The sequence below is a fragment of the Serratia sp. A07 genome (genome assembly GCF_058725505.1).
Map to the genome: position 1 here is coordinate 14,355 of NZ_JBZXDO010000011.1, position 14,843 is coordinate 29,197.

The window sequence follows — 14,843 nt, forward strand, 5'->3', positions numbered from 1 at the left end:
CGAGGCGCTCCTGCTGTGTGCTGGCGTTATAAGGTGACGGTGGCTTGCCAGTAGGCCACCCAACGATCCGGTTGCAGGCTGTCTGGGTGCGTCAGCGGTTTACCGACGGTGATCGCCTGATTGAACCAACGGCCGCTTAACGTGGCACCCAGCGCCGCGCCGGCGACGTTGCCGCCGTCGATCTGCCCGGCGCGCCCCCGCAGCCAGCCGGCGTCTAACGCGCCGGTCAAAGAGAGCTCCCCCAGCCCCGGCAAGGTCTGCCATTGCCAGTTGAGTTCATTGCGCCAGTAGGCGCCGCGATTGCCGGTCAGGTACTGCTCTTTAAAGCCACGCACCGAGTATTGCCCACCGATGGAAATGCGCTCGCCGGCATACAGGTTGTCTGCGCTGGTTTGTCCGTAGGCCGAGGTCAGGTAGTAGAGAGAGGGGGCGAGCGGATAGAAATAGCTGGCGCTGAGACCAAGCTTGCGGAACTCGCTGCGCGGCGCCCCGTTGCGCTCCGGATCGTCGGCGGTAGCGCCCAGCATGCGCAGCCCGCGGCTTACCGTCGGGTTCAGCGTCATATAGCCGCCGCCCGCAGCCGCACTGTAATTGAGGCCCAGGCTGGCGACGCTGAGCGTCGGGCTGCTGACGCCCAACCGTTCCCCCGCCAGCTTATTTTCCGTGGTACGCCGCGCCAGCCCGATATCGACGGCCAGCTTGCGTTTGCCATCCCGCAGCAACGTGCGGTTGGCGCCCAGACGCTGGGTCTGGTTGTTGCCCTGATAGCGGTAAGCCGCGCCGTTGAACGGCACCCGCTGGAAAAAATCGTTCCAGGCGTACTGGTAACTGAACAGCCAATAGCCGTAGGGTAAGGTGACGCCGCCGTTCAGGCTGCGGCTGCGGTAATGCGGGCTGAAATCGTTATTGCGCGCTGCGGAAAGCGACCATTGATCGGCGAGGCGCAGTGGGTTATCCAGCGTGAAGGCGGCGTTCATCTGCCCGGTGCCGGTGCTTCTCTGGCCGCTGTTATCGGCGCCGAAAGAGAAAGAGACCGGCGCGCGCCGGGCGCCACGCAGCAAAACCACGTTGGAAAAACCGGGTTGTTCGCCGGGTTGAATATCGATAGCCACCTGTTGCGATGGCAGGCGGTTGAGCTGCTCCATGCCCTGCTCAATATCGCGCAGATTCAATACGTCGCCAACCAGGCCGGGAAACGCCATTTTCAGCGCCAGCGTCTGCTCGCCGTTCTGCGTGATGGATTCGATTCGCCCTTCGCTGGCGCTCACGGTCAATACGCCGCGGGAGATATCCTGCTCCTGCAGCCAGGCCTGCGAGGTGACATAGCCGCGTTGCAGATAAGCATTGGTGGTTTCACGCACCAGACGATTGATGTGATCCAGCGTCAGGCAGCGCCCTTGATACGGGCGAACCAGGCTTTCCTTCACCGACCAGGAAAGATGTTCGGCGCCCTGAAAAACGATCTGCCGCACCGGCTGGCAAACCGCCCCTGCGGCGGCCGACACAGGCAGCGGCAAGGCCGGCAACTCAACGTTATTTTGCAGCGCCTCGCGTTGCTGCTGCGCCTGTTCCAGCAACGTTTTCTGCTGCTGGGTAATGCTGTCGCGGTCAGCAGGGCTGGCGATCTCCGCACACCACGCCGGAGCGCAGAGCGCCAAGAGTGCAGGCCAAATCCCGGGCTTCCATGCACACATTTAAACACATCCATTTACGTTAGTTTACATAGCTTATCGAAGTATATACATTTTACGCCGGCGATCAATGATAATGAGAATTGTTTTTGTTTGATCGAGTTCACAACGTGGTTAAACATCAGGAATATATTTTGTCGAGCTTGCCGCCACATTTCCTGATGGCGGATATTATTAACACATGAATTAAAAACCCAAATAATTACCAATAATAAATTCAAGAGTTAAATAACACGCACAATATCGCTAAAAATAAAAAATAAAGTTTACAAAATTAACCCGCCGTCTTACCGTGATATTTTGTTTAATGCAATTATTCATGAAAGCCATAATTTACAACTAACCAATCAAGAACCTCGAACAATATCAGGATTTCCTAATGCCAGAACGTGATATAGAACTGTTTATTCGTGATTACGTTAATGATATCAAAGCTGGCAGCGCCGCGCTGTTTGCCGGCGCCGGGCTGTCCATACCCGCCGGTTTTGTCAGCTGGAAAGAGCTTATCGGTGATATCGCTTATGAATTGGGGCTGGATATAGAAAAAGAAAGTGACCTTATTTCTCTGGCTCAATATCATCTCAATGAAAAAGGCAACCGGCATAAGATAAATCAAAAAATAATTACAGAATTCGCTGAGCAAGCGGAAGAAACTGAAAATCATCGGATCATTGCCAGATTGCCGATAGCGTCACTCTGGACAACCAACTACGACGATCTGATTGAAAAAACCTATGCCCGTTATAATCGCGTCTGCGACGTTAAAACCACGCCGGAAAGTCTGACCAACAATATTCACAAGCGCGATGTTGTCTTATATAAAATGCATGGTGATTATAGAACCCCCAACCAGGCGATTATCACCCGCGAACAATACGAAACTTACTCCCGTACACACCTTCCTTTTATCAACATGCTGATGGCGGAGTTGACCGCCAAAACCTTCCTGTTTATCGGTTTCAGCTTTGAAGACCCCAACCTGCAATACGTATTGAGTCGCCTTTACGCGCAGTACGGCGAAGGGAAAAGAAACCACTACTGCATCATGCGGCGCGTTCAGCCTGGCGACAGCGGCAGCGAGGATCAGGCGTCTTATGATTACAACAGCCGAAAACAAAGCCTGATGATCAACGATCTGCGCCGTTACGGCATTCAAACGCTGCTGGTGGAGGACTATCGGCAAATCACCGACCTGCTGTATGCCATCGAAACGCAATTCAAGAAAAGCACGGTGTTTATCTCCGGCAGCGCCGACAACTACCACCCCTATGCCCGTGAAGAGTCCATCCAGTTCATACACCGCCTGGCGCGCCTGCTTATCCGCAAACAGTACCGCATCGTCAACGGCTTCGGTTGGGGCGTGGGCACGGCGGTGATCAACGGCGCATTGGAAGCCATTTACGCCAGTGGGGGGAAAATCAGCGAAAGCCAGCTGGTATTGCGCCCTTTCCCCCAATTCGCCAGCGGGGGCATTACGCTGCCGGCACTTTGGCACGAGTACCGCCAGAACATGATTTCGCTCAGCGGCATCGCGGTCTTTTTGTTCGGCAACAAGCGTAACGCCGAAGGCGAATGCGTGCTGGCCGACGGTTTATTGAAAGAGTTCCACATCGCTGCGGAACAAGGCTGCGTCTGCATTCCTATCGGTTGTACCGGCGGCGCATCCGCCGAGATCTACCGAAAAATCAAGGAGGAGATGAAAGACACCCTCTATCACCGCCATCCCGTCGCCATGAATCTGCTGGATCAACTTAACGAGCCGGGCAGCCTGGCGGAGAAGAAAACATGCCTGTTGGCACTTATCGATATCATTACTAAGGATAATCCTCGATGACCAGAAAATGTTTTTACAGTTTCCATTATGAGCCGGACAACTGGCGCGCTTCTCAGATACGCGAAATGGGCTCGCTGGAAGGTAACCGGCCGGCCACGGATAACGATTGGGAGGAAGTGAAAAAAGGGGGGGACGACGCCATCGCCGCTTGGATCAAAGGCCAGTTGGACAATCGGAGCTGCGCCGTGATTCTCGCGGGTAAAGATACCGCCAATCGCAAGTGGATCAACTTCGAAATCTGCGAGGCCTGGAAAAAAGGCATGGGCGTGGTGGTGGTGTATATCCACAATTTGAAAGACAGCGCCGGCGACCAAACCGAGAAAGGTAAAAACCCGTTGGATCACATCAAGCTGGGTGACACAAAACTCTCCGCTATCGCCAAAGCCTATGATCCGCCATATCTGACCAGCACCAATGTCTATAACCACATCAAAGAAAATCTGGCTAAGTGGGTAGAAGAAGCGATCCGCATCCGCGAAAATTACTGATGTCCCCGATAGACAAAAGGCTGCATGATTGTGCAGCCTTTCGTTTTTTCATCACCCAAAGGCCCTCACCCATACCGCCCGGTAATATAATCCTCGGTGCGGCGCTGGCGCGGCGAGGTGAAGATGGCGTCGGTGTCGTTATACTCCACCAGCCGGCCCTGATGAATAAAGGCGGTGTAGTCGGAGACGCGCGCCGCCTGCTGCATGTTGTGCGTCACCAGCACCACGCTGTAACGCTGCTTGAGCGCGGAAATCAGCTCTTCGATGGTCAGCGTGGAGATCGGATCCAGCGCCGAGGTCGGCTCGTCGAGCAGCAATACCTCCGGCTCGATGGCAATGGCGCGCGCGATCACCAGGCGCTGCTGCTGGCCGCTGGACAAGCGGAACGCATTTTCGCGCAGCCGATCCTTCACCTCATGCCACAGCGCGGCGGCGCGCAGCGAACGCTCCACCGCCTCATCCAGCAAGCGCCGGTCGCGCACGCCCTGCAGCCGGAGGCCGTACACCACGTTTTCATAGATCGATTTCGGGAACGGGTTCGGCCGCTGGAACACCATGCCCACCCGCCGCCGCAGCGCCGCCACGTCGATCTGTGCCCCGGAGATCGCCGCGCCGTTCAGCTGCAGCTCGCCCTCGATACGGCAGTTGTCCACCAGATCGTTCATGCGGTTGAAACAGCGCAGCAGCGTCGATTTACCGCAGCCCGAGGGACCGATCAGGGCCGTCACCCGGTGCTTCGGGATACGCAGCGAAATATCGTGCAGCACCTGTTTATCGCCATAAAACAGGTTCAGGCCGTTGACCGCCAGCGCGGTCTGTTCATCGTCGAGATGCTGGACATCCAGCCGGGGCAAACTGCCTGGCGTCATCAAACCCATTACGCACTCCCCAAAAATAGCGTCATTGTTACTGCGACCATGCTCGGTACCGCTCCCTCAACGAATGGCGGATACCCATCGCCGCCAGATTCAAACTCACCACGATCGTCACCAGCAGGAAGGCGGTGGCGAACACCAGCGGCCGCGCCGCCTCTACGCTTGGGCTCTGGAATGCCATATCGTAGATCTGGAAGCTCAAATGCATAAACTTCCGCTCCAGGTGCAGATACGGGAAAATCTCGTCCACCGGCAGCACCGGCACCGATTTCACTACCCCCACCAGCATCAGCGGCGCGGTCTCCCCGGCGGCGCGCGCCACCGCCAGAATCAGGCCGGTCATCATCGCCGGCGCCGCCATCGGCAGCACGATGCGCCACAGCGTCTCGGCCCGGCTGGCACCCAGCGCCATCGAGCCCTGCCGCAGCGAGGTGGGAATGCGCGACAGCCCTTCCTCGGTGGCGACGATCACCACCGGCAGCGTCAGCAGCGCCAGCGTCAGCGCCGCCCACAGCACGCCGGGCGTGCCGAAGGTCGGGTTGGGCAAGGATTCAGGATAGAACAGCTGGTCGAGCGTGCCGCCTATCATATAAACGAAAAAGCCGAGGCCGAAGACGCCATAGACGATCGAGGGCACGCCGGCCAGGTTGACCACCGCAATGCGGATCACTCGCGTCAGCAGATTGTTGCCGGCATACTCGTGTAGATATACCGCCGCGATCACGCCAAACGGCATCACCACGATCGACATCAGGATCACCATCAACACCGTGCCGAAAATGGCCGGGAACACCCCGCCTTCGGTATTCGCTTCGCGCGGGCTGTCGGTGAGGAACTTCTTCACCTGCTCGCCCCAGTGCGCCAGCTTCTCGGTGGTGTTCATGGCGTTCGGGTACCAGGCATCGCGCACCTGGCTGAGCGGAATGGTCAACGTCTGGCCGTGCATGTCGCGCAGCAGCAGCGCATCGCGCTGGCGATCGCGGTTCAGCCCCGTCAGGCGTTCGGACAGCAGCTGGTATTGCCGCTGTAACTCCAGCCGCTCGGCCTTGATGGCGTCCTGCGCACGGGCGTCCAGCTTATCGTCGCGCTGCAGGCGCTTTTCCCTCAGCCGCAGCGCGTCAAACTGCTGATTGATGCGCGCCATATCGCGGAATTGAATGTCGTGCGCCTGGCGCGAGAGCGCGGCGATTTGCGGCAGCCGCTGCTGCAACGCCTGCCCCAGATTGCGGCCGGTCAGCGGTTGCCCATCCTCCAGCAGCCCCGCCAGATAGCCGTAGGCGGTACCGTGGCTGTCGCGCTCCAGCACCAGCAGGCCGCGCGGCGTGCTTTGGCTGCGGATGTCGCTGGCCAGCAGCGTGCGGAAGTCCTGCCCCTCGCGCTCGCGGTTGCCGACCTTGATCAGATAGCGTTCGACGCTTTGCGCCTCGCCCGGCGGCGCCACGCCCGCTTCCGTCAGCTGGCGGCGCGAAATGCTTTGCTGCTGATACAGCTCGCCGATCACCGTCACTGGCCCGGCGCCGTTCTGATTCAGCTCAAACTGATAAACCGGGCTCGGCCAGAAATAACGCATCCCTTGCCCAGCCAGCAGCAACAGAATGCCGATCAGCGCCAACAGGCTGACGGCCACCGAACCGGCGGTCAGCCAAATCCACGGCGAGCCGCTCTTCACCCAGTTCTTCATGGCGCCTCCTGATTCGGCGTGAAGCGCTTGCGCAGCCGCAGGCGCACCGCCTCCGCCAGCGTGTTGAACACGAAGGTGAAGACAAACAGCACCAGCGCGGTCAGGAACAGCACGCGGTAATGGCTGCTGCCGGAGACCGCCTCCGGCATTTCAATGGCGATGTTGGCCGCCAGCGCCCGCAGCCCCTGGAACAGGCTGCCGTCGATAATCGGCGTATTGCCGGTGGCCATCAGCACGATCATGGTTTCCCCCACCGCGCGGCCAAAGCCGATCATCAGCGCGGAGAAAATACCGGCGCTGGCGGAAGGCAGCACCACTTTGATCACCGTCTGCCATTGGGTGGCGCCCAGTGCCAAAGAGCCCTGGCTCAGGGTGGCCGGCACGCTGAACAACGCGTCCTCCGCCAGCGAGAAGATGATCGGCACCAGCGCGAAGCCCATCGCCACGCCCACCACCAGCGCATTGCGCTGGTCGTAATTATCCCCCAGCCAGAAATGCAGCGGCTCACCGAACAGCGCCACCTCCAGCCGCGGCCCCAGGCTGAGCGCCAGCCACACCGTCAACGCCAGCAGCGGCAACAGCAACAGCAGATCGACGCCCGGCCGGCAACGCGGCATAAAGCGATGGGTCAACGCGCCGCACAGCAGCACCGCCGCCGCCAGCAGCAGCGGCAACGCCAGCACCGCCAACAGATACTGCTCGATGATCGGCGCCAGCCAAATGCCGGCCACCAGCCCGATCACCACCGTCGGCAGCGCGCCCATCACTTCGATAGCCGGTTTGATCACCCGCCGCAGCCCCGGCGTCATAAAGTAAGCGGTATAAATGGCGCCGGCCAGCGCCAGGGGAATGGCGAACAGCATCGCGTAAGCCGCCGCCTTGAAGGTGCCGAAGATCACCGGCATCAGGCTGAATTTGGGTTGGTAACTGTCTTCGCCGGAGGTGGACTGCCAAACATAGGCCGGCTGCGGGTAGTTCTCATACCACACCTTGCCCCACAGTGAACGCCAGGTAACGTCCGGATACGGGTTGTCGAGCGCATAGCGCTGCCAGCCCTGTGCGCTCTCCAGCAGCAGGCCATCGCCGCGCGGCGCGAACGCCATCTGCTGCACCTCGGCGCCCAAACGGGTATTCAGCAGCGGCTGCGGTTGAATGGTGGAGAACAGCGAGAAGCCGCCATCGGGCCGCAGGGTGGCGAACACCCGGCGATAGGGCTCAGCCACCGTCAGCTCCTGCCCGTCGGCGCCATGGTCGAAATGCTGCACCGGCGTCAGGCGCCAGCGCTGCTCTTTTTCTACTTCGAACCACTCGCGCAGATTGCCATCGGCGCCCTTGATCAGCAGCGCGCTGCCGCCGGGCAGCGCCGTCATCTGATACGGGGCATGTTCGCCAAGGGTGCGCGTTTCACGCAGCTGCAGCTGCGCGCCGTCGATCTGATAACGCGCCAGCCGGTTGCCGGTCAGCAGGTAAAGCTGGCGGCCATCCGGCGTCAGCACCAGTTGTTCTGCATCCTGTTCCAGCGGCCGCTCGCTGAACTGCGGCGGCCGGTCAGGGCTGAAACGGCCGAACACCAGCCGCCGATCGTCGGTCACCCCAGCCAGCAGATACTGCCCGCGATGGGCATCCGCCAGCGACAGCAGTTTCAGCGGCTTGCGCTGCGGATCCAGCGCCAACGGCTGCTGCCCGAGCGGGAACAACCACTGCGGCCGGCCGTTTTCCGCCGTCGCGAAATCCGCGCGCGTCACCACTAACCGGCCGTCGGCCTGCGCCAGCGCAAACAGATCGCGCTCTCCGGCGGCCTGGGCAAGCAGCGCCGGTTTGGCCAGCAGCGTCTGCTGCGCCAGCGGCGCCTGGGGCTGGCCGTTCGGTGCCGGGGTCAGGCGATAAAACTGCCCCGCGCCCTGCGCGTCGATGCGGTAACCGACGCGCTGCTGCACATCCATGCCCAGCGCCAGCGCCGGGGCCGACGCCGCGATCGGCAGTGGCTGCGCCTGGCCGAGCGAGGCCGGTTTAAACAGCGGCAGCACGGCAAACAGCAAATAGACGAAGATCAGCATCAACGTCATCAGCACCATCAGCCCGCTGGCGGTTACTGCCGCCTGCACGCCGCGGTCGATGCGCCCGCGCATGCGATCTCGGGGATGTTGATTGGCCGTCGTCTGTGTCATGTGTCTCGCTGTCGCTGATGTAATCGGGCTTGCGCCGTAAGATAACCGGGCATCTTATGTCAGTTTTATGACGTTTGCATGACAAAGTTACCCACCATAACCCAGGTTTTTTACACTGCAAACAGACAATATGGCGTTTATATATTGCTGAAAAATGAACGCAAACACGCTTAATATCACCAAGAATAAGCCTGCTAACCTTCATTTCATGCTGCTCACTCCACCCCCCTGCGCCCTGCATCGGCGAAAATTTATTGCCGCCAAAAAACGCCGCGCGCCAACGCAATGGATATGTTGGACTTTCCTGTCAATCTCTCGCAATAATGATGAAGGACACTAGAGCGGCATCCGGGCGCTGCGTCCCGGATCCTATTCTAAATTTGAACTGGAGTGGCAATGGGTCAGGAAAAGCTCTACATCGAAAAAGAACTAAGCTGGTTATCCTTTAATGAACGCGTGTTGCAGGAAGCCGCAGATAAGAGCAATCCCCTGATTGAACGTATGCGTTTTCTGGGCATTTACTCCAACAACCTCGACGAGTTCTATAAAGTCCGCTTCGCCGATCTCAAACGGCGCATCCTGATCAGCGAAGAGCAAGGCTCCGCCGGCGCCTCGCGCCACCTGCTGAAAAAGATCCAGGCCAAGGTGCTGAAAACCGATCAGGAGTTCGACGGCCTGTACAACGATCTGCTGCTGGAAATGGCGCGCAATCAGATCTTCCTGATCAACGAACGCCAGGTGTCCGAGAACCAGCAAATCTGGCTGCGGCAATATTTCAAACAGCATCTGCGCCAGCACATCACGCCGATCCTGATCAACCACGACACCAACCTGGTGCAGTTCCTGAAAGACGATTACACCTACCTGGCGGTGGAGATCATTCGCGGCGCGCGCATCGACTATGCGCTGCTGGAGATCCCGTCCGACAAGGTGCCGCGCTTCGTCAATCTGCCGCCGGAAGCGCCGCGCCGCCGTAAACCGATGATCCTGCTGGACAACATTCTGCGCTACTGCCTGGACGATATCTTCAAGGGCTTCTTCGACTACGACGCGCTCAACGCCTACTCGATGAAAATGACCCGCGACGCGGAGTACGATCTGGTCACCGAAATGGAATCCAGCCTGCTGGAACTGATGTCCTCCAGCCTGAAACAGCGCCTGACCGCCGAGCCGGTGCGCTTCGTGTATCAGCGCGACATGCCGAACGAAATGGTGGAGCTGCTGCGCGGCAAGCTGGGCATCTCCAACTACGATTCGGTGATCGCCGGCGGCCGCTACCACAATTTCAAAGATTTCATCAGTTTCCCGAACGTCGGCAAGGCCAATCTGGTCAACAAGCCGCTGCCGCGCCTGCGCCACATCTGGTTCGACGGTTTCCGCAACGGCTTCGACGCCATTCGCGAAAAAGATGTGCTGCTCTACTACCCGTACCACACCTTCGAGCACGTGCTGGAGCTGCTGCGCCAGGCGTCGTTCGATCCGAGCGTGTTGGCTATCAAGATCAACATCTACCGGGTGGCGAAAGATTCGCGCATCATCGAATCGATGATCCACGCCGCGCACAACGGCAAAAAGGTCACGGTGGTGGTCGAGCTGCAGGCGCGCTTCGACGAAGAGGCCAACATTCACTGGGCGAAGCGCCTGACCGAAGCCGGCGTACACGTGATCTTCTCGGCGCCGGGCCTGAAAATCCACGCCAAGCTGTTCCTGATTTCGCGCCGTGAAGGCGATGAAATTGTGCGCTATGCTCATATCGGTACCGGCAACTTTAACGAAAAAACCGCGCGCATCTACACCGACTATTCGCTGTTGACCGCCGACTCACGCATCACCAACGAGGTGCGCCGGGTATTCAACTTTATCGAGAACCCCTACCGGCCGGTCACCTTCGACAACCTGATGGTATCGCCGCAGAACTCGCGCCTGAAGCTGTATGAGCTGATCGACAACGAAATCGCCAACGCCCAGGCCGGGGAACAGGCCGGCATTATGTTGAAAATAAATAATCTGGTGGATAAAGGGCTGGTAGATCGGTTATATACCGCGTCCGGCGCCGGCGTGAAGATCCGCCTGCTGGTGCGGGGCATGTGTTCCCTGATTCCCAACCTGCCGGGGATCAGCGACAATATTCAGGTGATCAGCATCGTCGATCGCTTTTTGGAACACGATCGGGTGTACGTTTTCGACAATAAAGGTGACAAACGGGTATATCTGTCCTCCGCCGACTGGATGACCCGCAACATAGATTACCGTATCGAAGTGGCGGTATCGCTGCTGGATCCGGCGCTGAAACAGCGCGTTCTGGACATCCTGGAGATCCTGTTCAGCGATACGGTCAAGGCCCGTTATGTGGATAAAGAACTGAGCAACCAGTACGTGCCGCGCGGCAACCGCCGCAAAGTGCGTGCCCAGGTGGCTATTTACGAGTATTTAAAAGCTCTGGAACAACCAGGACAGTAGGCCAGCAACTATGCCGCTAAAAAACACTGCAACGAACAAACCGCAGGAAATCGCCGCCATCGACCTCGGGTCGAACAGTTTCCACATGGTGATCGCCCGCGTCGTCAACGGCGCCTTACAGGTATTGGGCCGTTTAAAACAGCGGGTGCATCTCGCCGACGGATTGGACAGCAACAACGTACTCAGTGAAGAGGCGATAGAACGCGGCCTGGCCTGTCTGGCCCTGTTTGCCGAACGGCTGCAGGGCTTCCCGGCGGATAACGTCACCATCGTCGGGACGCACACCCTGCGTCAGGCGGTGAACGCCGAAGTGTTCCTCAAGCGCGCCGCCAAAGTAATTCCCTACCCGATCGAAATCATCGCCGGTCAGGAAGAAGCGCGCCTGATTTTCATGGGCGTGGAGCACACTCAGCCGGAGAAAGGCCGCAAGCTGGTGATCGACATCGGCGGCGGCTCCACCGAGCTGGTGATCGGCGAAGACTTCGAGCCGCTGCTGGCGGAAAGCCGCCGCATGGGCTGCGTCAGCTTCGCCCAGCTGTTCTTCCCGGGCGGCGAGATCAGCAAAAACAACTTCCGCCGCGCGCGGCTGGCGGCGGCGCAGAAGCTGGAAACGCTGGCCTGGCAGTACCGCATTCAGGGCTGGCAGTATGCGCTGGGCGCTTCGGGCACCATCAAGGCCGCCCACGAAGTGCTGGTGGCGATGGGGGAAAAAGACGGTCTCATCACCCTGGATCGCCTGGAAATGCTCGCCGAGCAGGTGCTGCAGTTCAAAAGCTTCAGCTCGCTGAGCCTGCCGGGGCTGTCGGAAGACCGCCAATCGGTGTTCGTGCCGGGGCTGGCTATTCTGTGCGGCGTGTTCGATGCGCTGGCGATCCGCGATCTGCGCCTGTCCGATGGCGCGCTGCGCGAAGGCGTGCTGTATGAAATGGAAGGCCGTTTCCGCCACCAGGACATCCGCAGCCGCACCGCCAAGAGCCTGGCCGATCACTACAACATCGACCGCGAACAGGCCAAGCGGGTGCTGGAAACCACCGAGCTGCTCTACTCGCAGTGGATGGCGCAAAACACCAAGCTGGCGCACCCGCAGCTGGAGGCCCTGCTGAAATGGGCCGCCATGCTGCACGAGGTGGGGCTGAGCATCAACCACAGCGGCATGCATCGCCATTCGGCCTACATTCTGCAAAACTCCAACCTGCCTGGCTTCAACCAGGAACAGCAGCTGCTGCTGGCGGCGCTGGTGCGCTTCCACCGCAAGGCGATCAAGCTGGAAGAGTTGCCGCGCCTCAACCTGTTCAAGAAGAAACACTACCTGCCGCTGATCCAGCTGCTGCGTCTGAGCACCCTGCTCAACAACCAGCGTCAGTCGACCACCACGCCGGAAACGCTGCGCCTGACCACCGACGACAACCACTGGACGCTGCGCTTCCCGGCCGGCTACCTGGCGCAGAACAACCTGGTGCAGCTCGATTTCGAACGCGAGCAGGCCTACTGGAACGACGTCGTCGGCTGGAAGCTGCTGATCGACGAAGAAGGCTCGCAAGACGAACAGCGCTCCGCCTGATCCCCCCGCCCCCTGCCAGACAGGGGGTTTTTCTTTCCGCCCTCGCCCCGACAACCTAAACGAAACCCTAATGCGCCGTGCCGCACGCCGGAAAAAAATGGACAACTTTTGTCATCAGCGCCTAAAATCCGGTTACAAATTCTCGAGCGAATAACACAGGATACCGGCATACCGGGTGATATATGCGCAAGAAAACCACCGGACAGATGACGAAGATAGTGTTGTTTATCAGCTTTATCATTTTAGTCGGCCGACTGCTGTACGCCGCCGTGGTGGCGGTGCCTCATCATCAGGAAAAACAGCAGGCCGCTGCGCAAAACGCCGCCGAAGTCAGCGCGCCGCAACAGGACGCCTCCTCTGAATAACCGCCGCCCCGTCCGTTTCATAAAAATGACTCCGGCACTCGCTATGCTCTATCTTTTAATGAGCCTGCGTCAGGAACGCCGAGCGCCCGTTAAGGAACACCATGTCAGCCGCAACCCATAACGTCAAAAAAGTCGCTGAACACCGCCAGCGCATTCTCACTCTGTTGTTGAACAATAAGGAATTGGTCGACGGCATTCTCGGCCGGCCAGGGGATGAGCACGCCCTCAGCCAAAGCGAACTGCTGAACCAGACGGCGGAAATCACCGGCCTGTTGGACGACATGCACGCCGCCGACCTGGCGGACCTGCTGGAAGCGCTGCCGCAGGATGAACGTATGGCGCTGTGGCGGCTGGTGGGCAACAGCAAGCGCGGCCAGACGCTGGTGGAGGTCGCCGAGCCGGTCTGGGACAGCCTGATCGAGGAAATGAGCGACAAAGACCTGCTCAAAGCGATCAAAACGCTGGACGTCGACGAACAGGCCTACCTGGCGCAATACCTGCCGCGTAACCTGATGGGCCGGTTGCTGACCTCGCTGGAGCCGGAGCAGCGCGCCCAGGTGCGCGAGATGAGCCAGTACGCCAAAGACAGCGTCGGCTGGATGATGGATTTCGAACTGGTGACGGTGCGGCCGGACGTCACACTCGGCGCGGTGCACCGCTTTTTGCGCATGCGCAAAACCATTCCCGACGCCACCGATAAACTGTTCGTCACCGACCGCAAAAACACCCTGCTGGGCGAGCTGCCGCTGACCGCGGTGCTGCTGAACGATCCGGAGATCCCGGTGCGCGAAGTGATGGACAGCGATCCCGCCACCTTTCAGCCCGAAGACAAGGCCGATGAAGCGGCCGGCGCGTTCGAGCGTTACGACCTGATCAGCGCCCCGGTGGTTGACGCCAAAGGCAAACTGATGGGCCGCCTGACCATCGAAGAGATCGTCGACGCCGTCAACGAAGAGAGCGACACCAACCTGCGCCGCATGGGCGGTTTAAGCCCGGAAGAAGACGTGTTCGCCCCGGTCAGCAAGGCGGTCAAGACCCGCTGGGCCTGGCTGGCGATCAACCTCTGCACCGCGTTCGTCGCCTCGCGCGTGATCGGCCTGTTCGAACACACCATTTCCCAGCTGGTGGCGCTGGCGGCGCTGATGCCGATCGTCGCCGGCATCGGCGGCAACACCGGCAACCAGACCATCACCATGATCGTGCGCGCGCTGGCGCTGCACCAGATCGAAGTCGGCAACATCTCGCGCCTGATGCTCAGAGAGCTGGGGGTGGCCATCATCAACGGCGTGGTGTGGGGCGGCATCATGGGCGTGATCACCTGGCTGCTGTACGGCGACGCGGCGATGGGCGGCGTGATGACGCTGGCGATGCTGCTCAACCTGCTGCTGGCGGCGCTGATGGGCGTGGTGATCCCGATGACCATGCTCAAACTGGGCCGCGATCCGGCGGTCGGCTCGAGCGTGCTCATCACCGCGCTGACCGACACCGGCGGCTTTTTCATCTTCCTCGGCCTCGCCACCCTGTTCCTGCTGTAATACGCCAAAAGCCGGCCCCGCGCCGGCTTTTTCGTCATTCTGTCGCCGGGTTTGCGTTAACGCAGCAAAGTCGGCCTTCCCGGTAGGTATTCCTCTCGCGCTGTACTACCCTTTGCCAATAAATCGTCTTAATTCATCCACGTCATGAATCCAATCACTGACAGAGGCCATCGGTAAGGGTGTCT

At 59.6% G+C, this 14,843-nt stretch carries 10 protein-coding genes; 6 read left to right on the forward strand and 4 right to left on the reverse strand.

Features of this window, described 5'->3' with window-relative positions; all coding sequences use genetic code 11:
- Positions 1-26: 26 nt before the first annotated feature.
- A complete protein-coding gene (locus AC4PR2_RS13350) occupies positions 27-1,694 on the reverse strand; it encodes a ShlB/FhaC/HecB family hemolysin secretion/activation protein (protein WP_330112975.1) in 1,668 nt (555 codons plus the stop codon).
- A 376-nt stretch (positions 1,695-2,070) separates the two neighbouring features.
- Between AC4PR2_RS13350 and AC4PR2_RS13355 the strand changes: the two genes are divergently transcribed.
- Together AC4PR2_RS13355 and AC4PR2_RS13360 are read left to right on the forward strand one after the other, a co-directional pair.
- The gene (locus AC4PR2_RS13355; RefSeq protein WP_033635522.1) at positions 2,071-3,525 is read left to right on the forward strand and encodes an SIR2 family protein; all 1,455 of its coding nucleotides are present in this window, start codon (positions 2,071-2,073) and stop codon (positions 3,523-3,525) included.
- Positions 3,522-4,013, forward strand: coding sequence for a TIR domain-containing protein (locus tag AC4PR2_RS13360; protein WP_342169514.1), 492 nt, complete (start codon positions 3,522-3,524; stop codon positions 4,011-4,013). Before AC4PR2_RS13355 ends, AC4PR2_RS13360 begins: the two co-directional genes overlap by 4 nt.
- Positions 4,014-4,078: 65 nt before the next feature.
- On the opposite strand, the gene pstB is transcribed toward AC4PR2_RS13360, so the two are convergent.
- The 3 genes from pstB to AC4PR2_RS13375 are packed head-to-tail and all read right to left on the reverse strand — an operon-like array spanning position 4,079 to position 8,737.
- Positions 4,079-4,891, reverse strand: a complete 813-nt coding sequence (gene pstB / locus AC4PR2_RS13365) for a phosphate ABC transporter ATP-binding protein PstB (RefSeq protein WP_004941613.1) — start codon at positions 4,889-4,891, stop codon at positions 4,079-4,081.
- Positions 4,892-4,919: 28 nt separating this feature from the next.
- Entirely contained in the window at positions 4,920-6,569 is a 1,650-nt protein-coding gene (gene pstA, locus AC4PR2_RS13370; protein WP_060424845.1) for a phosphate ABC transporter permease PstA, read from the reverse strand.
- A complete protein-coding gene (locus AC4PR2_RS13375) occupies positions 6,566-8,737 on the reverse strand; it encodes an ABC transporter permease subunit (RefSeq protein ID WP_492175214.1) in 2,172 nt (723 codons plus the stop codon). Before AC4PR2_RS13375 ends, pstA begins: the two co-directional genes overlap by 4 nt.
- Before the next feature lie 396 nt (positions 8,738-9,133).
- Between AC4PR2_RS13375 and ppk1 the strand changes: the two genes are divergently transcribed.
- From ppk1 to mgtE, 4 genes are all read left to right on the forward strand, one after another.
- A complete protein-coding gene (gene ppk1, locus AC4PR2_RS13380; RefSeq protein ID WP_033648827.1) occupies positions 9,134-11,197 on the forward strand; it encodes a polyphosphate kinase 1 in 2,064 nt (687 codons plus the stop codon).
- 10 nt (positions 11,198-11,207) lie between these two features.
- Positions 11,208-12,758, forward strand: a complete 1,551-nt coding sequence (gene ppx, locus AC4PR2_RS13385; RefSeq protein WP_049200673.1) for an exopolyphosphatase — start codon at positions 11,208-11,210, stop codon at positions 12,756-12,758.
- A 182-nt stretch (positions 12,759-12,940) separates the two neighbouring features.
- The gene (locus tag AC4PR2_RS13390) at positions 12,941-13,123 is read left to right on the forward strand and encodes a YfgG family protein (RefSeq protein WP_492175215.1); all 183 of its coding nucleotides are present in this window, start codon (positions 12,941-12,943) and stop codon (positions 13,121-13,123) included.
- 101 nt (positions 13,124-13,224) lie between these two features.
- On the forward strand, positions 13,225-14,658 hold the full coding sequence (gene mgtE / locus AC4PR2_RS13395) for a magnesium transporter (RefSeq protein WP_015378729.1): 1,434 nt from the start codon (positions 13,225-13,227) through the stop codon (positions 14,656-14,658).
- Positions 14,659-14,843: the final 185 nt, after the last annotated feature.

Coding starts and splice junctions, on each gene's coding strand:
- ppx (WP_049200673.1), top strand. CDS start 11,208: ATGCCGCTAAAAAACACTGCAACGAACAAACCGCAGGAAATCGCCGCC.
- AC4PR2_RS13350 (WP_330112975.1), bottom strand. CDS start 1,694: ATGTGTGCATGGAAGCCCGGGATTTGGCCTGCACTCTTGGCGCTCTGC.
- AC4PR2_RS13355 (WP_033635522.1), top strand. CDS start 2,071: ATGCCAGAACGTGATATAGAACTGTTTATTCGTGATTACGTTAATGAT.
- pstB (WP_004941613.1), bottom strand. CDS start 4,891: ATGGGTTTGATGACGCCAGGCAGTTTGCCCCGGCTGGATGTCCAGCAT.
- ppk1 (WP_033648827.1), top strand. CDS start 9,134: ATGGGTCAGGAAAAGCTCTACATCGAAAAAGAACTAAGCTGGTTATCC.
- AC4PR2_RS13390 (WP_492175215.1), top strand. CDS start 12,941: ATGCGCAAGAAAACCACCGGACAGATGACGAAGATAGTGTTGTTTATC.
- AC4PR2_RS13375 (WP_492175214.1), bottom strand. CDS start 8,737: ATGACACAGACGACGGCCAATCAACATCCCCGAGATCGCATGCGCGGG.
- mgtE (WP_015378729.1), top strand. CDS start 13,225: ATGTCAGCCGCAACCCATAACGTCAAAAAAGTCGCTGAACACCGCCAG.
- AC4PR2_RS13360 (WP_342169514.1), top strand. CDS start 3,522: ATGACCAGAAAATGTTTTTACAGTTTCCATTATGAGCCGGACAACTGG.
- pstA (WP_060424845.1), bottom strand. CDS start 6,569: ATGAAGAACTGGGTGAAGAGCGGCTCGCCGTGGATTTGGCTGACCGCC.